The sequence below is a fragment of the Massilia sp. LXY-5 genome, from assembly GCF_059801075.1.
In genome coordinates this window covers 463,767-489,480 of sequence record NZ_JBNNEH010000003.1, presented here as the reverse complement: position 1 = coordinate 489,480, position 25,714 = coordinate 463,767, and the positions used below count along the sequence as shown (strand labels likewise).

Genomic DNA, 25,714 nt, shown 5'->3' with positions numbered 1-25,714 from the left:
AGGGTTTTGTCGCAGTGCGTCATTTGCTGCATAAATCATCAGTGATGAGCAAGCGGTTGCGCAGAACGGACAGGTTTTTGAACGCTCCAGAAACGTTTGAGAGATATCAGATGGTGTGTTGTCTTCAATGCAAAAGTCGGACCAAGCCCCCGTCCGGCCTGCACACACCTTTGCTTCGGATCAGTTTCTTTGAATCCAAACCATGAGGCGACGTAAGGTGCGGCTACAGTCAGGACAGGGATTTCCATACGATCCCTTGGAGTCGAGACATGACCGAGACCTTGTTATCCAGATCCGTGCGCCGCCTGTTCGCAGGTGGCGGCGCCATCGGCCCGATTTTGCTGGTCCAGCTGCTGGTCCAGCCGCAAGCCCATGCGCAGGAAGCGGCCGAGCGGCCGGTCGCGCGCGTCGTCGTCACCGGCAGTAACATCCGCCGTGCGGAAGCCGAAACCGCTTCGTCGGTGCTGACCGTCAACCGGGCCGACATCGAGCGCTCCGGCAAAAGCACCGTGTCCGAACTGCTGCAGACCCTGGCGGTGGACAACCAGGGCTCGGTGCCGAGCAGCTTCGGCAACGGCTTCGCGGCCGGCGCCTCGGGCATTTCGCTGCGCGGCCTCGGCACGGCCTCGACCCTGGTGCTGCTCAACGGCCGGCGCATGGCGCCCTACGGCCTGGCCGACGACGGCCAGAAGGTATTCTCAGACCTGAACGTGATCCCGACCGACGCCGTCGACCGCATCGAGATCCTGAAGGACGGCGCCTCCGCCATCTACGGCTCGGACGCGATCGCCGGCGTCGTCAACATCATCCTGCGCCGCGACTTCAAGGGCACCACGGTGCGCGGGTCCCTCGGCATGACCGGGGACTGGGACGGCGAGAAGGAGAACTACGCGATTACCCACGGCTTCGGCGACCTCCAGGCCGACCGCTACAACGTGCTGCTCAATTTCGAGTACAAGCGCAACAACAACATCTGGCTGCGCGAGCGCGACGACCGCCGCCACATCGGCCGCATCGACCTGCGGCGCTGGGGCTATTCGGCGCAGCAGGCGCTGGGCGGCACCGGCGCCATCACGGGACCGAACGCCGCCGGCAGCGCGATCAACGGCAATGTGCGCAATCCGCTCACCAACAACTACTACAACCGTGGCAGCCTCGACCCGGCAGCCGGATTCACGCGCCCCCAACCGGGCGCCGCCTGCTCGAACTTCACCAATCAACCGCAGGGTGACCCCGGCGGTGGCTGCCTGATCGATTCGACCCTGCTGTACAACCAGATCGTGCCGCAGCAGGAAAACTACAGCGTGTTCGGGCGCGGCACCTTCCGCCTGACGCCGGAGATCGAGGGCTATACCGAGCTGAACCTGTACAAGAGCCTGACTGCAGCGTCGACCACCCCCTCGACCGTCAGCGCCAACGTCGGTTTCCCGGGCGGACCAGTCAGCAATGCCGATATCGCGCTCGGCGCCGGCCATCCGGACAACCCATATTTCGGCACCGCCGCCCGCTTGCGCTACCTGGCTGCCGACGTCGGACCGCGGGTCTCGAACATCGACTCCATCTTCGTGCGCGCGCTCGCCGGCATCAAGGGCAGCTTTGCCGGCTGGGAATACGATACCGCCCTGCTGTTCTCGCGCAACAGGGTCAGCAACGAGCGCAGCGGCTACCTGCAGCGCGACGTCGCCTATGCGCTGCTCAACCCGACTGCGGCGAATGTCGCCCTGGCGCAAGCCGGCAGCCCGGCCTATGCCGCGCTGCCGGCCGGTACCCTGTGGCGCATCGGCGAAAACGCGGGGCTGAACACTCCCGAGGTGTACGGCGCGCTGTCGCCAAGGATCGCGAACGACGCCCGCACGAAAATCATCCAGGGCGACTTCAAGGCCACGCGCGAAGTCGGGCAGCTGGCCGGCGGCGCCATCGGCGTTGCGGCCGGCGCCGAGTGGCGGCGCGAAGAAACCGAGCTGCAGCCGACCGCCGGTACCGAACGCGGCAACATCATCGGCCTCGGCTACTCCGCCTACCGCGGCGCGCGCAATGTGTTTGCGCTGTATGCCGAGGCGCTGGCGCCTGTCCTGCCGGGCCTGGAGGTCACGGGCGCGCTGCGCTGGGACCATTTCACCGACGTCGGCAACTCCTACACGCCGAAGGCCGGCGTCAAGTGGCAGCCCGCACCCCAGCTGGCCCTGCGCGGCACGTTTGCGCGCGGCTTCCGGGCCCCGAGCGCGGCCGAAAACGGGGTCGGCGGACTGGCCGCCTTCTCGACCGCGGCCGATCCCCTGCGCTGCGGCCTCGGCGTGGCGGCGGCCTGCAACCCGGCGTCGATCGCGATCATCACCTCGCCCAATCCGAACCTCTCGCCGGAACGCTCGAAGAGCTACAACCTCGGCGTCATCTGGGACCCCTTGCCGCGCACCAGCGTCTCGGTCGACTTCTGGAAGATCAAGCGCAAGAACGAGATCAACCAGGAACTGACCACCGCGGCGATCGCCGCCGGCCACGTTGCGCGCGACCCCAGCACTGCACAACAACCGGGCGACCCGGGGGCGATCACGGCCGTGCTGGCGAACTACGTCAACTCGGCCCAGACCGAGGTGCGCGGCGTCGACGTCGACGCCCGCCACATGGTGCGCCTGCCCGGCGACTGGGGCAATATCCTGCTCGACGGTAAATGGACGTATATCGACAAATGGCTGCGCACTGAACTCGACGGCAGCTCGCGCGACTTCGCCGGCACCCATGGCAACTGCGACGTCTCGAACTGCGTCGGCACGCCGGACCACCGCGTGAACCTGCGCGCTGCCTGGGACCGCGGCGACTGGCGCGTGTCGCTGAACGCCAACTTCCGCGGCACGATCGAGAATACGCAGTTCAAGAACGATCCGCGCGGCTGCGCCAGCCACTTCGCCAACGGCGAGGATGCGCCGAGCGACTGCAGGCTGGCCTCGTTCACGACCTTCGACCTGGTCGCGCGCTGGAAACCGCTCCCCGGCCTCGAAGTGTTCGGCAGCATCGAGAACCTGTTCGACAAGATCGCTCCACTCGATCCGCTGACCTATGGCGCCCAGGCCTACAACCCGCTCGACTTCCAGGGCGCGGTGGGGCGTACCTTCACGCTGGGGGCGCGCTACACGTTCTGATCCGAGGAAGTGGAGGCAGGGAGGCAGAGGCAGACCCGGCGCCGGCCGGTGCGCACGCACTGGCCGGCGCTGACTTGCGCAGGGTCCTTGCCGTGTCGCATGCAAGCGCGGCGCCGGATGTGGCGCACATCCAACGGCTTTCCCCGGCAAGCAACGCTTTGGGCGCCAAGAGCACACGAACTCCCACGCCATTTGAGCGCGATCACTCAAATCGACAGGCGCGGTGCAAGACTCAGTCCCAATCACCCCCGCCTGACCACAGTTGTCCATGCTTGCGGTCAATTTATCTACAGATAAGCATTGAGGTGGCGCAATGAGGGGCCGACAATCTTCCAGGAGCCGGAAATGAACGAAACCATCTTGTCCCGCCAGCTGCGCCGCCTGTTTGGCAGTGCCGTGGCGGGCCTTGGCCTGCTGGCCTGCCTGCCAGCCGGCGCGCAGGACACAAGCGCCCAGCCGATGCAGCGCGTCGAAGTGACGGGCTCGTCGATCAAGCGGCTGGCGACCGAAAGCTCGTTGCCGATCACGACCATCCGCGCCGCCGACTTCGTCAAGCAGGGCCTGACGACGGCCCAGGACGTGCTCAACACGATCCCGATGAACCAGACCTCGACGGTGAGTTCGTCGGCGGTCGGCGCCGGCACCGGCGGGCGCGCCGTGGCCGACCTGCGCGGCCTCGGCGGCGACAAGACGCTGGTGCTGCTCAATGGCCGGCGCCTGGCGAACCACCCGTATTTCGCCGACACCGTCGACCTGAACATCATCCCGCTCTCGGCGCTCGAACGGGTCGAGGTGCTGCGCGACGGCGCTTCCGCGATCTACGGCACCGATGCGATCGGCGGCGTCATCAACTTCATCACCAAGCGCTCGGTCGAGGGCGGCGCGGTCACGCTCGAAGGCTACGAGCCGCTGCGCCGCGGGGGCGGCGACGAACAGCGCGTCAACGCCTCGGGCGGCTGGGGCGACCTCGAGCGCGACGGCTACAGCATGTTCGGCGTGCTCGACTACCACCAGCAGAGCGCGCTGCGCTCCACCGACCGCAGCTTCTCGCGCACCGGCGTGCGGCCCGAGCGCGGCATGAACGAAATCAGCCGTACGCCTTTCCCGGCCAATTTCTTTTCAAGCCTCGGCATCGCCGGCAACCCGTCTTTCGCCACCGGCTGCCGGCCGCCGGACACCCTGCCCGCCACCGACGACCCGGTCTGCGAATTCGACTACACCCAGTTCGTCGACAACGTCCCCAAGACGCGCCAGTACAGCGCGATGGGCAAGTTCAACCGCAAGCTCGGCGCCGACCACATCGGCAGCCTGGAAGTGCTGTGGGGCCGCAGCACCAACGAGTCGCGCGTGGCGCCGCCGCCGCTGTCGAACATCGGCGTCACCATGACGGCGGCGAGCCCCTACTATCCCGGCGCCGGCATCACGCCGGCCTTCCCTGGCCTGACCGGCGAGGACCTCGACATCAGCTGGCGCCCGGTCGAGACCGGCGGACGCCTGAACTACGACAGCAGCAGCACGGTGCGCCTGCTGGCCAGCCTCGAGGGCACCCTGGCCGGCTGGGATTACAATGCCGGACTATCGCATTCGATGGGCCGGGCGCGCAGCGCCTTCCGCGGCGGCTACGTGATCGACCAGGCCATCATCAACGGGGTCGGGGCCGGCATCCTGAATCCCTTCGGTCCGCAAAGCCCGGAGGGCGCCGCCTACCTGCAGAACTCGCTGCTGCTGGGTGAATACCTGCATGCGCGCATCCTCAGCAGCGCCGTCGACGCACGCGCCAGCCGCGAACTGATGACCCTGCCCGCTGGGCCCCTGGGCTTTGCCGTCGGCGCCGAATTCCGGCGCGACAGTGCCAAGTATTTCGTCAACCGGCCACTGGCCAGCCAGGCCTCGAGCTCGGGCTACGCCGACGCCCAGGACCAGAGGGGCCAGCGCCGCATCTACGCCGTCTTCACTGAGCTCAACGTGCCAGTGATCAAGGACCTCGAGCTGAACTTCGCCGGCCGCTACGACCATTACAGCGACGTCGGCGGCAGCTTCAATCCGAAAGTCTCCGTGCGCTACCAGCCGGTACCCCAGGTGCTGGTGCGCGGCTCGTTCAACAAGGGCTTCCGGGCGCCGACGCTGTTCGACCTGTTCGGTCCGCAATCGACCACCAACAGCTCCGACACCTATGACGATCCGCGCCTGTGTCCGGGCGGCGTGGCCATTCCCGGCGCCAACCCGAACATCGTCTGCGGCCAGCAGCAGAACATACGCGGCGGCGGCAACCCCGACCTGTCTCCGGAACGTTCGCGCACCTTCAGCGCTGGCATCGTGGTCGAGCCGATCCCCTCGCTGACGCTGTCGGCCGACTACTGGCAAATCAAGCTCAAGGACCAGATCAATTCGCTGGCCGAGCAAACGATCTTCGGCGACCCGGTGAAATACCAGAACCTGTTCGTCTACGACCCGAGCGGCACCCGGCTCAACTACGTGCTCGACCTCACCGACAACCTCGGCGAAGTGCGTACCCGCGGCCTCGACCTGTCCGTGCTGTACCGGCTGCCGCGCAACGATTTCGGCAACATCAGCCTTTCGATCGATGGCACCTATGTCAACAAATACGAGTACCAGAACGAGCGCGGCGGCCCGTTCACGCAGAACGCCGGACGCTATGCCGACGCCAGCCCGGTGTTCCGGTGGCGCCACAACCTGCTGCTGACCTTGGTACGCGGCGACTACAGCTTCAACCTGACGAACCGCTACCTGTCGCACTACGAAGACCAGAACACGGCCGTTGCGCCCGAGTTCGCCAACAAGGTCCGGCATTACTCGACCTGGTCGCTGTCGACCACCTTCACCGGCAACAAGATGTTCGAACTGACCGCCGGCATCAAGAACCTGTTCGACAAGGAGCCGCCGTTTACGAACCAGGTCACCAACTTCCAGCTGGGCTACGATCCGCGCTATACGGATCCGATCGGGAGGACGGTGTATGCGCGGTTGACGTACAAGTTCTGAGGGGTGGCGGGTAATCCTGCAACTTCAAACGGAGGGACGCAGGGTGGGCCTCGGCGGCCCCGCGGTTTGCCGCCCACGCGTTCAACCGGCTGATGATATTTCGGGAAGAAGCCAGCGTTCGTTGAACGCGTGGGCGGGGGACCCGCCCACCCTACAGCTTAAATCCAATTCATCGCCAAAAAAAATGCCCGGCAAGCCGGGCATTCGTGCATCGCAACAGCAGCGAATTTTATGCCGTACCGCCAACGGTCACGCCATCGATCCGCAGCGTCGGCTGCCCCACCCCGACCGGCACGCTCTGGCCTTCCTTGCCGCACACGCCGACGCCCGAGTCGAGCGCCATGTCGTTGCCGATCATCGAGATGCGGTTCATGACTTCCGGGCCGTTGCCGATCAGGGTTGCGCCCTTGACCGGATAGGTGATCTTGCCGTCTTCGATCATGTAGGCTTCGCTGGCCGAGAACACGAACTTGCCGTTCGTGATGTCGACCTGGCCGCCGCCGAAGTTGACCGCGTACAGGCCGTTCTTGACCGAGGCCAGGATCTCGGCCGGGTCCTTGTCGCCCGCCAGCATGTAGGTGTTGGTCATGCGCGGCATCGGCAGGTGGGCGAAGGACTCGCGGCGGGCGTTGCCGGTGATCGGCATCTTCATCAGGCGCGCGTTCATGGTGTCCTGGATATAGCCCTTCAGGATGCCGTCCTCGATCAGCGTCGTGCACTGGGTCGGATTGCCTTCGTCGTCCATGTTGAGCGAACCGCGGCGGTCCTTCAGGGTACCGTCGTCGACCACGGTCACGCCCTTGGCAGCCACGCGCTGGCCGATCATGCCGGCATACGAGGACGAACCCTTGCGATTAAAATCGCCTTCCAGGCCGTGGCCGACGGCTTCGTGCAGCAGCACGCCGGGCCAGCCCGGTCCGAGCACGATCGTCATCGGGCCGGCCGGGGCCGGGCGCGCATCGAGGTTGACCAGCGCCGATTTCACCGCCTCGGTCGCATAGCGGTCGAGGATCTCGTCGTCGAAATAGCCGTAGTCGAAACGGCCGCCGCCGCCCGAGGAACCGGTCTCGCGCCGGCCGTTCTGCTCGGCGATCACGGTGACGGACACGCGCACCAGCGGCCGGATGTCGGCGGCCAGCACGCCGTCGCTGCGCACCACCAGCACTACGTCGTATTCGCCGGCCAGGCCTGCCATCACCTGCACCACGCGCGGATCCTTGGCGCGTGCCATTTTCTCGACGCGCTCGAGCAGGCGCACCTTGGCGGTGGCGTCGAGCGAGGCGAGCGGATCGCGCGGCAGGTAGAGCGAACGGCCGCCGGTCGGCGTCGTGCTGGCCGCAACCTTCACGCGGCCGGCGCCGGCGCGCGCGATGGTGCGCGTCGCGGCCGCCGCGTCGAGCAGCGCGGATTCGGAGATCTCGTCGGAATAGGCAAAGGCCGTCTTCTCGCCCGAGATGGCGCGCACGCCCACGCCCTGGTCGATCGAGAAGCTGCCGGTCTTGACGATGCCCTCTTCCAGGCTCCAGCCTTCGCTCTTGGTGAACTGGAAATACAGGTCGGCGTAATCGACCTTGTGGGTGAACATCGTGCCCAGCGTGCGCAGCAACTTGCCTTCGTCGAGGCCAAACGGGCTCAAGAGCACATCGCGTGCGACAGCCAGGGAGGAAAGATTCGGTTCGAATGGGGTCATTTTGCGTCTTGTCTCGGTCTCGTGAGGATTGGGGCATTGTGCCATATCCGCCTGGATCGTACCGGTGCGGACGCGGGTGTCTGGCCAAGCAAGCAGCGTAACGTAGGGTGGGCACTCGTGCCCACGCGGGCGCACTTGTGCGCCGTGGTATCGCGACAAAACATCGTAAACGCCAGCAATCGCCATGTTGGATACGTTGCGGCATTCAACTGCACGTACGCGTGGGCACAAGTGCCCACCCTACGTTACCTCGGCGTTCCAGGCGAGATCACATTTTTCGGTGCCGTAGCGCCGGCAGGCTCTCGCGCACCGATGCCAGGAACGCCGGATCGAGTTCGCCCGACACCACACCCTCCCCTTCGCGCAGCACGTCCTTCACTTCGCCCCAGGGATCGACCAGCATGCTGTGGCCGAAGGTGCGGCGTCCGTTGGCGTGGGTGCCGCCCTGGGCCGAAGCGAGCACATAGCACTGGTTTTCGATGGCGCGGGCGCGCAGCAGGACTTCCCAGTGGGCGCTGCCGGTGGTGTGGGTAAAAGCGGCCGGGACCACGATCAGCGCGCATTCGCCCATGGCGCGGTAGAGCTCGGGGAAACGCAGGTCGTAGCAGACCGACAGGCCGACCCGGCCGAACGGCGCCTCGAAGCTGCCGACCGCTTCGCCCGGCACGATGGTGCGCGCTTCGTCATAGGATTCGCTGCCCTTGTTGAAGCCGAACAGGTGGATCTTGTCGTAGCGGCCGATCGATGCACCCTGCGGGTCGTAGACCAGCGTCGTGTTGAGCACCTTGCCGTCTTCCTGCGAGCGCAGCGGCAGGGTGCCGCCGATCAGCCAGATGCCGTGCTCGCGCGCCAGCGCCGCCATGCAGTCCTGGATCGGGCCGGCGCCTTCCGGCTCGGCATGGCGCACTTTATCGGTATCGGTCATGCCCATGATGGGCCAGTACTCGGGCAGGGTCACCAGGGTCGCACCCGCGGCGGCCGCTTCGCCGACGAGGCGGCGCGCGGTGGCGAGGTTGTGGGCGACGTCGGGGCTGGACACCATCTGGACTGCGGCAACGCGGGTCATCTCGTTATTCCTTCGCTTTGGCGGCCGCGGCGGGCGGCGGGTTGTCGAGTTTGATAATGGTAGGCGATTTCCACGGTCCCGTGACCCGCATCTGATAAGTCAGCGCCTTCATCACCGGCGCACGCAGGAAGAGCTGTGCCAGGTAGGAGCCGAGGCCGATCACCGGATTGACGGCGAGGCCGTACACCAGCGGCCCGGTACCGAGGTTGAATTCGGGGATCACGACCACGCGCAGGTCGGTCGATTCGTTGGCGATGTCCGCCGTGCCTTCCATCATCACCGTGGCGGCGACGCCGTGCATTTTCAGGTTGTCGGTTTTCACGACGCCGCGCGTGATCATGGCGTTGGCGCTGATGCCGTCAAAGGCCAGGCCTTCCGAGAACACGTCGTGGAAGTCGAGTTTCAGCAGCCGCGGCAGCATTTGCAGGCTGAGCACGCCGAGCAGCTTGGCCGCGCCCGGGTCCTGTTTCAGGAACTGGCCGCCGCCGACGTTCATCTCGATCTGGCCCGACAGCGTCGGGATGTCGAGCGCATACGGCAGGCCGCTCCAGGACAGGTCGCCGGACAGCTTGCCCTTGCCGCGGCGCAGGGTTTCGGGGAAGCCGAGCCGATCCAGCAGACGCCCGGCATCGAGGATGTCGAGGGTGAAATTCATGCCGGTATTGCTCTTGCCGTCTTTCGTCAGCCAGCGCCCGGTCGCTTTCAGCTGGCCGTCGGGATTGGTCAGCGACAGGCGATCGATGCGCCATTCCTTGCCGGCCAGCGCCTGCACGTTGCTCGCCTGCAGATCCAGGCGCCCGAACTGTTTATTGAAGAGCTCGAAGTGTTCGGCCACGATGTCGAGCGCGGGGATCGTGGCGCTGGCGCCGCGGTTCGATTCGAGCAGCGCCTTGACTTCGGCCGCCTGCGATTCCGGGATCACGAGCGAGGCCAGGCGCGCCGTGACCTTGCCCACGCCCTGCCCCTGCCCTTCGCTCCAGGTGAGATACCCGGTCGCCTGGCGCGAATGGATGTTCGCCTGCCAGGCATTGCCCCGGTGCGTGGCGCCGACCACGACGTCGGCCATGCGGCGCTCGCCGACGAACAGCTCCGAGGCGCGCGCCGCGATCGTGGTCGGTATTACATATTGGGAAAAATTCGGGCCGGCGGCGGCACCCGCGACAGCCTCGCCCTCGCCCGCAATCTCGCGCGCCGTGGCCAGCCAGTTGTCGACATTCAGGGACTTCATGTCGACGTTGATCATCATGCCGTCGTCCGGTTCCGGGGCCGGCAGGTTGACGCCGATACCGCCGCGCTCGACCGTCCAGGCGCCGTGCGGCGCGCGGCTACGCACATAGCGCGCGGCGACCGCTTCACCCAGGGACAGGCGCAGTTCGTCGCGTCCGCTGCCGTCCGCCGCCGTCGGCGCGCCCGTGAGGGCGAAGCGTAGCGGCAGCGCGTCGGCCTCGGACTTGTTCAGTGGCGCCGGCAGATCCATGCCGAGTCCGGCCAGGGTCGAATCGAGCGTGACGCTGAGCTGGTGGTCGCGGAAGGCGACCAGGCCGCCGTAGCGCGTACTGCCCGACAGGCGCTGCGCCAGGCGCGCCATCGCCGGCGCCGGCGCGGTACGGCGCATGCCCTCGGCCGACAGGGTGCCGGCCAGGCGGATCGCGATCGCACCGTCGCGCTGGGTGCCGCCGGTGAGCGCCAGCGGCCCGCCGAGGAAGTTGGCGCCGACCCCGTTCAGGTTGACGCCGTGTTCGCTGAACTCGACCTTGCCGACGGCCGCCTGCATGGGCGGCAGGTCCGGGAAGAGCTGCACGTCGTTCTCCTGCAGCTGCAGGGCGCCCTGCACCCTGGTGTCGTGCAGGTTCGCCAGCGGCATCTGCAGCTTCAGTCCGAGGCGGGCATTGCCACTGCCGCGGGTGTCTTCAGTGAAATGGCCGATCCAGCCCAGCACCGGGCTGGCCGCGACATAACGCAGGAAGTCCTGCAAGGCGCCGGCGGCATTGCCGTCGATGTCGAGCTGCATCTCGTGCGAGCCGAGGTTCGGGATCACTGCCTTGACGTTGGAGAGGTTCAGGTCCTGGGTGCGCAGCGTGTCGCCGATGATTTCCATGCGCGCGCGGTCGAAGACGATGCTGCCGTTGATGGCCTCGGCAACCGGCCACGTCGGCTTGTTCTCAGGCGTGCGGTGGAAGGGCGCGTATTCGAGCACGCCCCCGGCGATGCGTCCGGCGACGCGGAACTCGCCGCGCGCGCGCGCCGCCGCGTTCTCGGCGCGGAAGGGGAACTCGGCCAGGTCGCCGCGCAGGCGCAGGCGCACGTCGTTGAGCATGCCGCCCTGCAGCGCCGTGCTCAGCCAGTCGCGCAGGTGTTCGGGCGTGGCCAGCGGCAGGAAACGCCCGACCTGGGCGATCTGGAAGCCGTCCAGCGTGCCTTCGACATCGGCCACGCCCGGACCGTGCCCCGGACCCAGCGGCAGCAGGTGGCGCCCCGACAGGTTGCCGCGCAGGCTGCCTTGCGCGAACTCGAGCTTGTCGACCTCGACCAGCAGCTGCTCCTGCGGCTGGTAGGTCCAGCGCGCGCCCAGCGCCAGCTTATCGAAAGGCATGGCCGGATCGGCGAACCAGGCCGGCATGTGCAGCACCAGCTCCCTGGAATCGAGGACGATGCTGCCACCCTTGTCGGTCGCGTCGATCGAACCCGACAGGTTGTCGAAGCCGGGCAAGGCCGGCAGCGCCGGCTGCGCGGTATCGGCGGCTGCACCCGGGGCGGCCGGCACGGCGGCGCGCGCCGCCTGCGGCCGCAGGCTGAGACCAGCCACCTGTCCCTTGATCCGATAGCCGGCCAGATGGGGATACTGGCCGTCCCAGGAGGCCGAGAAATCGAGCAGGCGTCCACGCGGCGCGAAGTCGGCCAGCGCGCGCCGCTGCAGGTTCGACAGCGGCAGCTGCGCTGCCATCTCGGCCAGCGCCGCCAGGTCGACCTGGCGCGCCTCGACCGTGACGCGCTGCGGCTTGCCGGCCGCTGCCGGAACGAAGGTTTCGGTCAGGGTGGCCGGCGGCAGGCTGCGACCGTCGTGCGTGACCACCATGAAATTGTCCAGGCTGACCGTGTGGCCGTTGGCGCCGAACGTCGGCTTGCCGTCTTCCTTGCCGGGCAGCAGGGTTTCCTGCGCCGACAGGCGTCCCGAGACCCGTGCCAGCTGCAGCGGCGGCAGCTCGGGTTTGACGCGCGCGGCCACGCCGGACAGGGCAAGGTCGGCAGTGAAGCCGGCCAGGCGCGCATTGTCGAGCGTGATCCAGGCGCGCAGCGAGCCGCGGCCCTGGGTCAGCGAAAACGGATAGTCGAGGTAACGGCGCCAGGCGGCCAGGTCAGCTTCGCGCAGGTCGGCGTAGAGCTCGCCGCGCCAGCGCGCGACGTCCGACGCCCGCCCGCTGAAGCGCGGATGGGTGAAGCGTGCGCGCACATCGAGCGGCTGGGCCAGTTCGGTCGGCGGCGTCGCCTTCAGGGCAAACTTGTGCGTGGTCCAATGGTTCTGCAACACGACGCCGACCTCGCGCAGGCTCAGGGGCGGCGCCCCACGCTGGCCGTCGGTCCAGTCGATGCGGCCTTCGCGGATCAGGATCTCGCGCTGGCGAAACACCCAGTCGCCGCCGGGTCCGCCCTTGTCCTCTTTCGGATCGATGCGGATGCCGGCGACCTGGATCACGCCGTCAGGCCCGCGCCGCACGTCCAGCTGGGGCCGGATCAGCTCGAGCGTCTCGAAGCGCGGCTCGGCCGCGAACACGCTCCACCAGGAAAAGGTGGCCGCAACCGAAGGCAGCGCGAGCACCTGGCGGCCGGCGGCGTCCGTCAGCGTGACGTCGCCCAGGAACAGCGAGGGATGCACCCCGCTCCAAGTGGCGTAGATGCGGGCGATCGCGACCTTGTTGCCGAGCGCGTGGCTGGCGGCGCGCTCGATGTCGCCCTTGTACAGGTCGATGTTGGGGAGGATCGCGTAGCGCAGGACCAGGAACAGGATGCCCAGGCCGAAATAGACGAGCAGCGCCAGCTTGACGGCGAATCCAAGCACATGATGCGACGCCAGGTTGGCATAGCGGTAGGCGGCACGCAACCGCCGCCAGCGTTCGGCCAGCGGCACGGGCGCGGGAGGGGCCTGCGGTTCCGGATTGTGCATCAGGGTGCTAATAATAAGGCTCGCCGAAAATTAGTTCTTTAATAAGAGAGCGCTTGCTTGAATTGCGGCGTCTACCTTACCATCGTGCTGACCGGGGCAGCACGGCGGGCAATTCTACCGCAAGCTGCCTGTCGGAACGCTTTTACTCTCGTGCCGGACACCCTCCATGCCCCATCCTTCCCCCGCCTGCGCCTCGCGCTTCTACCAACGCTGGATCGCCGCCGCCCCCGGGCGTGAAGAGCGCGTCGCACAGCTGGCTCAATTATCGCTGGCTTGCCCGGATTTCGGCGCGTTATTGGAGCACGAGCTGGCAGCCGGCATTCCCTTGCCGCGCGCCATGCGGCGCCTGCGCAACCTGCTGCTGGCGGCCCTGATCCGGCGCGAGCTGGAAGGCGCATCGAACATGGACGAAGTCGTCAGCGCCATGACCCATCTCGCCGACTTCGCGATCCGCACCCACCTGGCCGACCTGATGGCCGAACTGGTGGCCGCCCACGGCATGCCGATCGGCGCCGAATCGGGCCGCCCGCAGGAGATGATCGTGCTCTCCATGGGCAAGGGCGGCGGCGGCGAACTAAACGTCTCCTCCGACATCGACCTGATCTTCGTCTATCCCGAGGATGGCGAAACGGCCGCCGGCCCCGGCCAGCGCGAGCTGTCGAACCATGAATTCTTCGTGCGCCTGGGGCGGCGCCTGATCGGCGCGCTGTCGGAAGTCATCGAGGACGGCTTTACCTTCCGCGTCGACATGGCGCTGCGCCCGAACGGCAATTCCGGGCCGCTGGCCGCCAGCCTGAACATGGTCGAGGAATACCTGATCGTGCAGGGGCGCGAATGGGAACGCTATGCCTGGGTCAAGGCGCGCGCCGTGACCGGGACGGCGGAGGACATTGCCGCACTCGAGGCGATCGTGCGGCCCTTCGTGTTCCGGCGCTACCTCGACTTCGGCGTGATCGACGCGATCCGCAACATGCACGCCCAGATCCGCGCCGAGGTCAAACGCCAGGAGCGCCTGCACCCGGACCGCAGCAACAACGTCAAACTGGGGCGCGGCGGCATCCGCGAGATCGAATTCCTGGCGCAAGTGTTCCAGCTGATCCGCGGCGGGCGCGACCCGGCCCTGCGCGAGCGCTCGACCCGCCTGACCCTGCGCCTGCTGGCCGAGCGCGAGCTGATGACGCAGGAAACCGTCGAGCGCCTGCTGGAAGCGTATACCTTCCTGCGCAACCTCGAACACCGGCTGCAATACCTGGACGACGCCCAAACCCATACCCTGCCCGCGAACGAGGGCGACCGCGAGATCGTCGCCCGCATGATGGGCCTGCCCGACGTGCCGACCCTGCTCGCCCAGCTGGAACAACGGCGCGCCTTCGTCGCCGCCCAGTTCGACGACATGTTCGCCGACAAGAGCGCCCCCGCCGGCGAGGAGCGCGCGGAACTGGAAGCGATCGCGGCCGACCCGGAAGCGATCGCCGCGATCGAAGCCCACCTCGGCGCGCTCGGCTATGACGATCCCGCAGGGGCCGCGCGGCGCCTGGCCGCGACCTGGGGCGCGCCCCGTCTGCAGAGCCTGCCCGACGCGAGCCGTGCGCGCCTGCTGGCCCTGGTCAACCTGGCGCTGCCGCTGGTGGCGACCGTCGTCGTGGAAGCCGGCGTCGGCAGCCATGGCGCGACCCTCGGGCGCCTGCTCGATTTTCTCGAGGCCATTGCCCGGCGCTCGGCCTACCTGTCGCTGCTGACCGAATACCCGCACACCCTCGAGCGCGTGATCCGCATGATGCATGCGAGCGGCTGGGCCGCGACCTTCCTGACCCTGCACCCGATCCTGCTCGACGAACTGCTGGACGACCGCGGCGGCATCGACGAGCCGGCCCAGCTGTCGGCCAGCCTCGACGCGAAACTCGGCGAAGCAGAAGGCGACACCGAACGCCAGCTCGACATCCTGCGCGATGCCCACCACGCCCAGCTGTTCCGGCTGCTGGCCCTGGACCTGGCCGGAGAATTGTCGGTCGAGCGCCTGGCCGACCACCTGTCGGCGCTGGCCGACGTGGTCGTCGCCGCCACCGTGCGCTGGGCCTGGAAGACGGTGGCCACCCGCCACCGCGAGGATCCGCGCTTCGCCGTCATCGCCTACGGCAAGCTCGGCGGCAAGGAACTGGGCTATGTCTCGGACCTGGACGTCATCTTCCTGTTCGACGACGAAGACGACATGGCGCCCTCGAATTACGCCAAGCTGGGGCAGCGCTTCATCACCTGGATGACGGCCCACACCCCGGCCGGCATCCTGTTCGACATCGACACCGCGCTGCGTCCGGACGGGGCCAGCGGCATGCTGGTCAGTTCGCTGGCCGCCTTCGAGCGCTACCAGCACAATGCGGCCTGGGTCTGGGAGCACCAGGCATTGACGCGCGCACGCTTTTGCGCCGGCGATGCGGCCATCGGCGCGCGCTTCGAGGAGATCCGGGAGGCCGTGCTGCGGCGCGACCGCAGTGCCCAGGAAGCCGAGCTGAAGGCCGAAGTGCTCAAGATGCGCCAGCGCATGCACGACGCGATGCCGAACCGCACTTCCCTGTTCGACCTGAAGCAGGATGCGGGCGGCATGATCGACATCGAATTCATCGTCCAGTACCTGGTGCTGCGCTATGCCTCGGCGCATCCGCAACTCACCGCGAATGCCGGCAACATCGCCTTGCTGCACCGCAGCGGAGAACTGGGCCTGATCGATCCGGCGCTGGCCGCCGGCGCCGCCGACGCCTACCGGGCGATGCGCAAGCTGCAGCACCAGTTGCGGCTGCAGGGCGACGAGGCGCGCGTGCCCCATGCGCAGGTTCTCACGCACAGCGCCAACGTCAAAAAGCTCTGGATCAGCCTGCTGGGCTGAAACAGTTCCCCCCTCCTGTCGCCCGCACCGCGATGGTGCGCCGCACCAGCATTTACGCACTGTCACCAAGCGCTCGCGACCTGCTTCGATGCAGGGCGCGAGCTGCGCCGTGGGCGGCCGTATTTATGCACATTTTCTTATAAAAGAAAACAAAGTTTTCAGGAGCAACTGTTGTGTTGCGTTTAAGACTAATCGGCTCTTCAGAGTATTGACATTGATCAAAGGAAAGTGTCCTATATACAAGTCTTGCAGACAATACATACAGCCTGCGCACGGCACGTCATCCGTGACGTGGCGGGCCGGATTGTTGAAATTGCAGTCTCGAACAGAGCAGACGAAATAACTGAAAACCCATTTTCTTGGAGTGTCCATGCATCAACGTACAAAAATCGCGGTGGCCGTTACCCTGGCTGTAAGCGCGATGTCCGCCTTTGCCCAAACGGCGACTACCGAAACCTCACTGCAGCGCGTCGAAGTGACCGGTTCCCGTATTCGCGCTGTTGACCTGGCGACGGCACAACCAATCCAGGTCATGAGCCAGGAGCAGATCCAGAAGAGCGGCCTCGTCACCGTCGGCGACATCCTGAACACCCTGTCCTCGTCGGGTAGCCCGGACTTCTCGCGCGGCGCGGTGCTGACCTCCAACCGCGAAATGGGCGGCCAGTTCCTGAACATGCGTAACCTGGGTTCCGAGCGTCTGCTGGTGCTGGTGGACGGCAAACGCTGGAGCCAGTCGGTTGACGGCTTCACCGACATGTCGACCATCCCGTCGTCGATGATCGACCGCATGGAAATCCTGAAGGACGGCGCCTCGGCCATTTACGGCTCGGACGCGATCGCCGGCGTGGTCAACATCATCCTGAAGAAAAACATGGAAGGTGGCCAGTTCAGCGGCTACATGGGCCAGAACAAGGAAGGCGACGGCAAGACCAAGGACTGGAGCCTGTCGTACGGCGTCGCCGGCGACAAGGGTTCGTTGATGTTCGGCCTGTCGCACGCGGAGCAAGGCGTTGTGTGGGCACGCGACCGCGCGCTGACCAGCTTCACCTACGGCCCGAACCACTACTTCGACGGCCTGGGCACCAGCCCATGGGGCCGCGTTACCCCGATCACGGCAGCCGGCACCTCGAACACCTCGGCCGCAGCCGGCGGTTTCAACCGCATGATCAACCACACCGGCACCTACGACGGCGTGGGCACCAGCTCGGATTCGCGCAATCCGGCCAACTACCACGCTTTCTCCAGCGCCAAGGAAGCGGACCTGTACAACTCGACCCAGGACATGATGTTCCAGGCGCCGAGCCGCCTGACCTCGATCTTCACCAAAGGCACGCTGAACCTGCCGATGGACATGCGCTTCACCACTACCGCCATGTACGCCGAGCGCGGCTCGACGACCCAGGTCGCCGGCTACCCGCTGACCAGCACCTCCCAGGTCGCGAACAAGGTCTTCCTGGACAAGGACAGCTACTACAATCCGTACGGCAACCAGGTAGCCGGTGCCGGCCTCGGCCAGGACGTGTTCTTTGCCCGCCGCGTCATCGAACTGCCGCGCATCACCCAGAACAAGAACCGCACCCTGCACGTCGACGCAGCCCTGCAAGGCAACCTGAACCTGGGTCCAAGCACCTGGGACTGGAGCCTGGGTTACAACCACAGCGCGGTCAGCGGCAACACCACCAGCAGCGGCAACATCGACCTGGTCAACCTGAAGAAGGCCGTCGGCCCATCCTTCCTGGGTACCGACGGTGTCGTGCACTGCGGCACCAGCATGACCAACATCGTCACCGGTTGCGTACCGTTCAACGTCCTGGGCGGCCCATCGGCGTCGACCCCGGAAGCGCTGGCTTACATCAACCACAAAGGCGGCGGTACCTACAACAGCACCGTCAACAGCGCAACGGCCGACATCAGCGGCGAAATCTTCAAGCTGCCAGCAGGCGGCCTGGGCTTCGCAGCCGGTATCGAACGCCGCGAAGTACGCGGTTCGGACAATCCTGACTCGCTCGAGCAGCTGGCACTGACGACCAACCTGGCTGGTTTCAGCACGGTCGGCAAGTACACGGTCAAGGAAGCGTATGCCGAATTGAACGTTCCTATCCTGAAGAATGTCTTCCTGGCACAGAGCCTGGGCCTGAACCTGGCAACCCGCTATTCGGACTACAGCAACTTCGGCGACACCACCAACAGCAAGGTCAGCCTGACCTGGAAGCCAATCAACGACCTGCTGGTCCGCGGCACCTGGGCTGAAGGCTTCCGTGCTCCGGCACTGGGCGATACCTTCGGCGGCGGCTCGCAGTCGTTCGACACCTACCTGGACATCTGCGATACCGCCTTCGGCCGTGCCTCGCGCGACGCAGCCGTCGCAGCACGCTGCATCGCCAGCGGCGCCCCAGCCAACTTCCGCCAGAAGAACCAGGCTGGCGGCAACGTCGGTGCAGCTGGTGCACAGACCCCGGTGGCGTTCAACACCGGCGTCGGCAACAACAGCCTGACCCCGGAAACGGCAACCACCAAGACCGCAGGCTTCGTGTACAACCCATCGTACGTGAACGGCCTGTCGATCGCTGTGGACTACTTCGACATCGAAGTCAAGAACCGTGTGTCGGCCATCGGCGTCGCTTACACCCTGAACCAGTGCTACGTGAGCGGTGTGCAAGAGTTCTGCAACAACTTCTCGCGTGACGCAACCGGCCAGATCACCCAGCTGAACCGTGGCAACAAGAACATGGGTTCGATGTCGACCAAGGGTATCGACCTGGAGCTGAACTACCGCCTGGCGCGCAATGCGTACGGCCAGTTCGCGATCCGCAGCCAGACCACCTATGTGGACGAGTTCAACCTGCAGAGCACGAACGAGTCGGAAGTGCTGAACTACGCCGGCGAGTACCCGTACTACCGCGTGAAGTCGAACGTCAACCTGGACTGGTCGCTGGGCAACTGGTCGGCCACCCTGGGCGCCCGTTACTTCAGCCCGGTCAAGACCACCGGCTGGGATTGCGATCCTGCCGCGCCGATCGAGTGCAACAACCCGACTGGCCAGTCCGCTGGCTTCGACGGCTACAACAAGCTCGGTTCGCAGGTCTATACCGACCTGAGCGTCGGTTACAAGACCGCATGGAACGGCAAGATCATGGTTGGTATCAACAACATCCTGGGCCGCAAGCCACGTTCGAACTACGATGCCGGCTCGTCGGCAGCGAAAGTCGACGCGGACGTCCCGCTGGACCGCTTCTTCTGGGTCCGTTACAACCAGTCGTTCTAAGCCACGCCTGAACGGCCCGCTCCGGCGGGCTGTCATCGAATGCCCGCTTCGGCGGGCATTTTTCGTTAACGCTTTGCCTACGCGGCGTCAAGGGTGCACAAAAGAAATTCTCACGTATTTACACAATTTTGCAACATTTCAAAAGTAAAAAGTTCACTCCATTGACAAGCTCATGCGTGAGATGGTTCCATGATGCCCGCTTGATGCAACTCCAGTTGCGTCGAAGAATGCCTGAACGCCTGAATGACGTATTTACATAAAAAAATACTAAATCTGGATCAGAGTGAGTGATTTTTTACTGAGGAGTGTCGTTTCATGATCGAAACAATCTTGTCCCGGTCGATCCGCGTGATCTGCCTGAGCGGCCTGGCCGTTGGCATGCAGTCCGCGTTTGCCCAGGACGCAGCGCCGGCGTCGGCATCGATGCAACGCGTCGAAGTCACCGGTTCGCGTATTCGCCAGGTCGACCTGGAAACGGCCCAGCCGGTCCAGGTGATGACCCAGCAGCAGATCCAGGCAACCGGCCTGGTCACCGTCGGCGACATCCTGAACAACCTGTCGTCGGCCGGCTCGCCGGACTTCAGCAAGGGCGGCTCGCTGACCTCGAACCGTGAAAACGGCGGCCAGTACATCAACCTGCGCAACCTGGGCTCGAACCGCCTGCTGGTGCTGGTCAACGGCAAGCGCTGGACCCAGACCGTCGACGGCTTCACCGACATGTCGACCGTTCCTGCCTCGATGATCGAACGCATCGAAGTGCTGAAGGACGGCGCCTCGTCGATCTACGGCTCGGACGCGATCGCCGGCGTGGTCAACATCATCCTGAAGAAGTCGATGGAAGGCGGCCAGCTGAGCCTGTACACCGGCGCCAACCAGCATCATGGCGACGGCAAGAACAAGGACTTCTCGCTCTCTTACGGCGCCGGCAACGACAAAGCCTCGCTCATGTTCGGCCTGTCGCACACCGAGCAGGGCGTGGTCTGGCCATCGTCGCGTGAAATCACCTCCACCTCCTACGGTCCGGCACACCCGACCGCAGGCCTGGGTGGCGGCCCATGGGGCCGTATCACCGCCGTCGACGCGTTCGGCGGCTCCCTCACCGATCCGGCCAAGGGCGGCTTCAACAAGACCCTGAACCACACCGGCACCTACGACGGCGTGGGCACCGGCGCCAATTCGCGCGACCCGAACAGCTACCACAACTACGTGGGCGCCAGCGCGGACAAGTACAATTCGACGCAAGACATGATGTTCGTCATGCCGAACAAGCTCGATACGCTGTTCGTCAAGGGCGAAGTCAACCTGCCGCTGGACATGAAGTTCAGCAGCACCGCGATGTACTCGCAGCGCAAATCGACCGCGCAGATTGCCGGTTACCCGCTGCAGTCGACCACCCAGTCGACCTTCCCGGTCTACATCGACCAGGACAGCTACTTCAACCCGTACGGCAACCAGGTGGCCGGCGCCGGTAATGGCCAGGACCTGTTCTTCGCCCGCCGCACGATCGAAGTGCCACGCGTGACCGAAAACGAAAACCGCACCCTGCACGTCGACGGCACCCTCGAAGGCAACTTCAACGTGCGCGACATGGCATGGAACTGGAGCGCCGGCTGGAACCACAGCAAGGTCACCGGTTCGACCCTGGGCACCGGCAACCTGAACCTGCCGAACCTGAAGCGCGCCCTCGGCCCATCGTTCTTGAATGCCTCCGGCGTCGTCCAGTGCGGCACCCCGGGCGCGCCGATCGGCCTGACCGAGTGCACCCCGTTCGACATCCTGGGCGGCCCATCGGCCTCGACCCCGGAAGCGCTGGCCTACGTCATGTCGACCGGCCAGGCGACCTATGGCAGCTCGGTCACCAGCTTCACCGCCGACATCGGCGGCGAAGTCTTCAAGCTGCCGGCCGGCGCAATCGGCTTCGCGGCCGGCGTCGAGCGCCGTGAAGTGAAGGGCTACGACCGTCCGGGCCAGTTCGAGCAATCGGGCTACTCGACCGACCTGGCGGGCAACCCGACCGTCGGCCGCTACACCGTCAAGGAAGCCTACGCCGAACTGAACGTGCCGGTCCTGAAGGGCCAGCCGTTCGCAGAACTGCTGAGCTTCAACCTGGCGTCGCGCTACTCGGACTACAGCAACTTCGGCAACACCACCAACAGCAAGATCAGCTTCATGTACAAGCCGGTCAAGGACCTGCTGACCCGTGGTACCTGGGCTGAAGGCTTCCGTGCACCTGCCCTGGGCGACACCTTCGGTGGCGGCCAGCAGTCGTTCGACACCTTCCTCGATCCGTGCGACACCCGCTTCGGCGAAGCCGCGCGCGATCCGGCCGTCCAGGCGCGCTGCGTTGCCATGGGCACCAACGCGACCTATCGCCAGCTCGACCAGTCGGGTACCCCGATCAGCAGCACCGGTGGCACCCAAGGCCTGACCGCCTTCAACTCGGGCGCAGGCAACACTTTCCTGCAGCCTGAAACCGCGGTTACCAAGACCCTTGGCTTCGTCTACAGCCCGTCGTTCCTGCCAGGTTTCTCCGGCTCGCTCGACTGGTACAACATCAAGGTCAAGAACCGTATCACCGGCATTTCCGCCGAATACGTGGCCAACGAGTGCTATATCAACGGTTCGGCTGACTTCTGCAGCGTGATCAAGCGTGACCCGGCCACCGGCCAGGTCAATGCCCTGTCGCACGGCAACGCCAACCTGGGCGAAATGGAAACCGAAGGCTTCGACATCGCCCTGTCGTACCGCCTGCCGCGTACCCAGTACGGCCAGTTCTCGGTCCGTAACGAGACCTCGTACGTCGACACCTTCCGTACCCGTACCGGTGCCGACAGCCAGTGGAACAACTACGCCGGCGAGTACCTGTACAACCGCGTGAAGTCGAACACCACCCTGGACTGGAACCTGGGCAACTGGAGCGCGACCTGGGGCATGCGTTACTACAGCCCGGTCAAGGACCAGTGCTGGGACGTGGACGTCGAGTGCAACCTGCCGAACGCCCAAACCACCTGGGGTACCGGTGCCAACAAGCTCGGTTCGCTGGTGTACCACGACCTGAGCGTCGGCTACAAGACCTCGTGGAACGGCCGCATTCTGGTGGGCGTGAACAACGTCTTCGGCAAAGAGCCGCGCATCACGTACAACACCCAGGCCTCGGCTGCCTCGGTGGATGCGGACCAGCCAATCGACCGCTTCTTCTACGTCCGTTACAACCAGTCGTTCTGATGCACGCCTGATCGCAGATGCCGGCCATGCCGGCATACGGTGCCCGCTTCGGCGGGCATTTTTTATTGTATTTCCGCTTTTCCCGCGTCCCCGCGCCGCCTGCCGCGGCCCTCCAAGCCAATGTGTTTCCTTACAACATTGTGACTCCGTAACGACACATATTCACAATAGTTGTTTTCTTATAACGCGCGCTCGTTGACACCGAAGTTGCCAAATGATGTTATGGCAAAGGTGGAAAGAAGGAACTTCTTTTCACAGAGAACCCATCAGGATGTACCGGACTTCCGCTCGGATTTCCGGGGCCCAATCTATCAAATAGGACATCATGTTTAAAGAAAAAGTTATGGCGCAATCGCTGCGCCTGATGTTTTCCAGCGGTGTCGCGCTCGGCCTGGGCGTCGCCGCCCTGCCGGCAATGGCGCAAGAGCAACCGGAACAACCAGCCATGCAGCGCGTCGAGGTGACGGGTTCCTCGATCAAGCGCATCGCCGCCGAAGGAGCGTTGCCGGTCACGACCGTCACCGCCGAAGCCATCCGCGCATCTGGCGTTACCTCGATGGCCGACCTGGTGCAGCGCATGTCGACGGTGCAGGGCTCGACCGGCGAATCGGCTTCGGTCGGCGGCCAGACCTTCGGCTTCTCGGGCATCTCGATCCACAATGTCGGTGAAACCCGTACCCTCGTCCTGCTCAACGGCAAACGCCTCGCGCAGTTCGGCGGCCAGACCCTCACCGGCTTCGCCGCCGGCTTCGACCTGAACTCGATCCCGCTGTCGGCCATCGACCGTGTCGAACTGCTGACCGACGGCGCTTCCGCGCTGTACGGCGCCGACGCCATCGCCGGCGTCGTCAACTTCATCACCAAGCGCGACCGTACCGATGCCGACATCACGGTCGGCTACTCGCATCCCAAGGACGGCGCCCGTGAACGCCGCTTCAGTCTGACCAAGGGCTTCGGTTCGCTCGACGAGGACGGCTGGAACGTGATGCTGACCTTCGGCCACGACGAGCGCACCAAGCTCACTTCGGGCAGCCGTTCGTTCGCCAACACCGGCGAGCGTACCTTCTCGGCCAACGGCAAGCAGTATCGCATCCAGCAATTCTCGGCCAGCCCGATCCCGGCCAACGTCCTGAACGACCGCGGCGAGCTGATCAGCCCGGCACTGCGCACCAGCGGCAGCTGCCCGACCAAGACCTTCCGCGTTACCCAGCCCTACACCATCGACGGCGAGAACTTCGTCGACGACTACTGCGGCTACGACTTCGTCAAGGATCTGGAGATCTTCCCGGAACGCAAGCGCGACAGCCTGATGCTGTCGGGAACGACCAAGGCCTTCGGCCAGGAACTGTATGCCGACGTGCTGCTCTCGCAAACCAAACAAAGCTCGCGCATCGCGCCGGTGCCGGGGCAGGTCTCGATCGATGCCGGTACGGCCCTGCACAACCAGTACCTGGTGCCGCTCGGCATCACCGGCGACACCGTCGCCTTCTACCGCCTGTTCGACCTGGGCCAGCGTACATCGAACGACATCGCCCAGTTCGCCAGCGCCGTGTTCGGCTCGCGCGGCAGCTTCGCCGGCTGGGATTACGATGCGTCGTACAACTTCTCCAAGAGCAAGGTGCGCGGCGACATCTCCGGTTATCCGGGCGCCCTTGCCGTCAGCAACCTGACCAGCAGCGGCCTGCTCGATCCCTTCGTCGGACCGGGCCAGCAAAGCGCCGCCGCGCAACAGGCGATCAGCGCGACTGCCTATAACGGCTATTGGGATGGCGGTGTGTCCGAGCTGAATTCGGTCGCGCTGACCGGCTCGCGCTCGCTGATGCAACTGGCGGGCGGCGCCATGATGCTGGGCGTCGGCGTCAACTTCAACCGCGAGGAGTTCTCCTCGAAGCCGAGCCTGTTCGCCCAGGGCGCACTGGCCGATCCGGTGGCCGGCACCCTGTGCGGCGGCGCCGCAGGCCTCGAGTGCGACCAGCGTTTCGGCGATGCCGCCAGCTCCCTGCCGTACACCGCGAAGCGCAATTCGAAAGGCGTGTTCGCCGAATTGGTGATGCCTGTCATCAAGAACCTGGAACTGGGTGCCGCGGCACGCTACGACCACTACTCGGACTTCGGCAGCGCCCTCACCGGCAAGGCCAGCTTCAAGTGGTCGCCAACGACGAACTTCCTGGTGCGCGGTTCGGTCGGCAACGGCTTCCACGCACCGACGGTCCCGCAGGTCAATGCCGCGCTCCAGAGCTTTGGCGTGACCAGCGAGAACTACACCTGCTCGCCGGAACTGCAGCAGGTGGCAGCGGCTAACGGCGCGCTCTGCCGTCCAGGCAGCGCCCAGTACGACCAGCTGGCCGGCGGCAACCAGACCCTGAAGCCTGAAAAATCGCGCCAGGCCACCCTGGGCTTCCGCTACGAGCCGTTCCGCGCGCTCAGCCTCGGCGCCGACATCTGGACGGTTGCGATCCGTGATACCTTCGGCCAGCTGAGCGAGCAGGTGGTCTTTGCGAACCCGCTGCAGTTCCCGAACTCGTGGGGCTCGCAGGTGGACATCGCCACCGGCCGCAACTACCTGGCCTTCAAGGCGGATAACCAGAACCTGGGCAAGTACTACGCCACGGGTATCGACTGGGACATCACCGGCCGCTACCGTACCCCTTGGGGCGCGCTGACCTCGCAGCTGAACATCTCGCAGATGCTGCGCGAGAAGAGCCAGCTGGAACAAAACGGAGAGTACTTCTCGGCGATCGCCAACTTCGCCGAGTTGGGCAACGTGACCTTCCGCAACCGCGGCACCTGGCGCAATACCCTGAAAACCGGCAACTTCTCGACCACCCTGAGCGCGAACTTCAAGTCGGGCTACCGCGACCAGGAAACCCTGGTCGATGTACTTGACGCCGGCGGCAACGTCACCGGCCAGGAAGAAGTGCGCTACAAGGTCAAGTCCTTCGCCACCTTCGACCTGCAGACCGTCTGGACCCCGAACGCGACCTGGTCGGTCACCGCCGGCGTCCTGAACCTGGCCGACAAGGAACCGCCTTTCGTTCCCTCGACCTCGGGCGCGAACCGCGGCCAGCAGTTCGGCTACGACGACCGCTACTACGATGCACGCGGCCGTACCGCGTACATCAACGCGTCCTACCGGTTCTGACGCCTCACCCGTCGCACCCACATCCGCCGGCCTGCCCGGCGGATTTTTTTTGTCCGCGCACGCCCGGTGCAGCCCTGCAACACCCTGAGGTATCATAGCGGATTGACCGCACCGCGCCCGCAGGGCCGGCACACCTGGCTTTC

Annotated in this window: 9 protein-coding genes; 6 read left to right on the top strand and 3 right to left on the bottom strand. The window is 65.5% G+C overall.

Annotated features, from left to right (window positions below; genetic code table 11):
• Positions 1-269 precede the first annotated feature (269 nt).
• Both ACI48I_RS11105 and ACI48I_RS11100 read left to right on the top strand, forming a co-directional pair.
• Positions 270-3,137 (top strand): TonB-dependent receptor, encoded by a 2,868-nt coding sequence (locus tag ACI48I_RS11105; RefSeq protein WP_498574201.1) that lies wholly within the window; start codon positions 270-272, stop codon positions 3,135-3,137.
• 345 nt (positions 3,138-3,482) lie between these two features.
• Positions 3,483-6,140, top strand: a complete 2,658-nt coding sequence (locus tag ACI48I_RS11100) for a TonB-dependent receptor (protein WP_498574200.1) — start codon at positions 3,483-3,485, stop codon at positions 6,138-6,140.
• 229 nt (positions 6,141-6,369) lie between these two features.
• Here the strand turns inward: ACI48I_RS11100 and tldD are convergent, their stop codons facing one another.
• The 3 genes from tldD to ACI48I_RS11085 form a co-directional block, all read right to left on the bottom strand.
• Positions 6,370-7,830: a metalloprotease TldD gene (gene tldD / locus ACI48I_RS11095; RefSeq protein WP_498574199.1), complete on the bottom strand. Its 1,461-nt coding sequence runs from the start codon at positions 7,828-7,830 to the stop codon at positions 6,370-6,372.
• Positions 7,831-8,098: 268 nt separating this feature from the next.
• Positions 8,099-8,896, bottom strand: coding sequence for a carbon-nitrogen hydrolase family protein (locus tag ACI48I_RS11090; protein WP_498574198.1), 798 nt, complete (start codon positions 8,894-8,896; stop codon positions 8,099-8,101).
• A 4-nt stretch (positions 8,897-8,900) separates the two neighbouring features.
• A complete protein-coding gene (locus ACI48I_RS11085; protein ID WP_498574197.1) occupies positions 8,901-13,058 on the bottom strand; it encodes a YhdP family protein in 4,158 nt (1,385 codons plus the stop codon).
• Positions 13,059-13,224: 166 nt separating this feature from the next.
• Between ACI48I_RS11085 and glnE the strand changes: the two genes are divergently transcribed.
• The 4 genes from glnE (at position 13,225) to ACI48I_RS11065 (ending at position 25,571) form a co-directional block, all read left to right on the top strand.
• Positions 13,225-15,939: a bifunctional [glutamate--ammonia ligase]-adenylyl-L-tyrosine phosphorylase/[glutamate--ammonia-ligase] adenylyltransferase gene (glnE, locus tag ACI48I_RS11080; protein ID WP_498574196.1), complete on the top strand. Its 2,715-nt coding sequence runs from the start codon at positions 13,225-13,227 to the stop codon at positions 15,937-15,939.
• 370 nt (positions 15,940-16,309) lie between these two features.
• The gene (locus tag ACI48I_RS11075; RefSeq protein ID WP_193686856.1) at positions 16,310-19,204 is read left to right on the top strand and encodes a TonB-dependent receptor domain-containing protein; all 2,895 of its coding nucleotides are present in this window, start codon (positions 16,310-16,312) and stop codon (positions 19,202-19,204) included.
• Between the two features lie 315 nt (positions 19,205-19,519).
• Positions 19,520-22,429, top strand: a complete 2,910-nt coding sequence (locus tag ACI48I_RS11070; RefSeq protein ID WP_193686857.1) for a TonB-dependent receptor domain-containing protein — start codon at positions 19,520-19,522, stop codon at positions 22,427-22,429.
• 343 nt (positions 22,430-22,772) lie between these two features.
• Positions 22,773-25,571, top strand: coding sequence for a TonB-dependent receptor domain-containing protein (locus ACI48I_RS11065; protein WP_498574195.1), 2,799 nt, complete (start codon positions 22,773-22,775; stop codon positions 25,569-25,571).
• Positions 25,572-25,714: the final 143 nt, after the last annotated feature.

What these genes read in the sequence shown, in the direction of transcription:
- ACI48I_RS11105 (WP_498574201.1), top strand. Translation starts at nt 270, where the DNA reads ATGACCGAGACCTTGTTATCCAGATCCGTGCGCCGCCTGTTCGCAGGT.
- ACI48I_RS11100 (WP_498574200.1), top strand. Translation starts at nt 3,483, where the DNA reads ATGAACGAAACCATCTTGTCCCGCCAGCTGCGCCGCCTGTTTGGCAGT.
- tldD (WP_498574199.1), bottom strand. Translation starts at nt 7,830, where the DNA reads ATGACCCCATTCGAACCGAATCTTTCCTCCCTGGCTGTCGCACGCGAT.
- ACI48I_RS11090 (WP_498574198.1), bottom strand. Translation starts at nt 8,896, where the DNA reads ATGACCCGCGTTGCCGCAGTCCAGATGGTGTCCAGCCCCGACGTCGCC.
- ACI48I_RS11085 (WP_498574197.1), bottom strand. Translation starts at nt 13,058, where the DNA reads ATGCACAATCCGGAACCGCAGGCCCCTCCCGCGCCCGTGCCGCTGGCC.
- glnE (WP_498574196.1), top strand. Translation starts at nt 13,225, where the DNA reads ATGCCCCATCCTTCCCCCGCCTGCGCCTCGCGCTTCTACCAACGCTGG.
- ACI48I_RS11075 (WP_193686856.1), top strand. Translation starts at nt 16,310, where the DNA reads ATGCATCAACGTACAAAAATCGCGGTGGCCGTTACCCTGGCTGTAAGC.
- ACI48I_RS11070 (WP_193686857.1), top strand. Translation starts at nt 19,520, where the DNA reads ATGATCGAAACAATCTTGTCCCGGTCGATCCGCGTGATCTGCCTGAGC.
- ACI48I_RS11065 (WP_498574195.1), top strand. Translation starts at nt 22,773, where the DNA reads ATGGCGCAATCGCTGCGCCTGATGTTTTCCAGCGGTGTCGCGCTCGGC.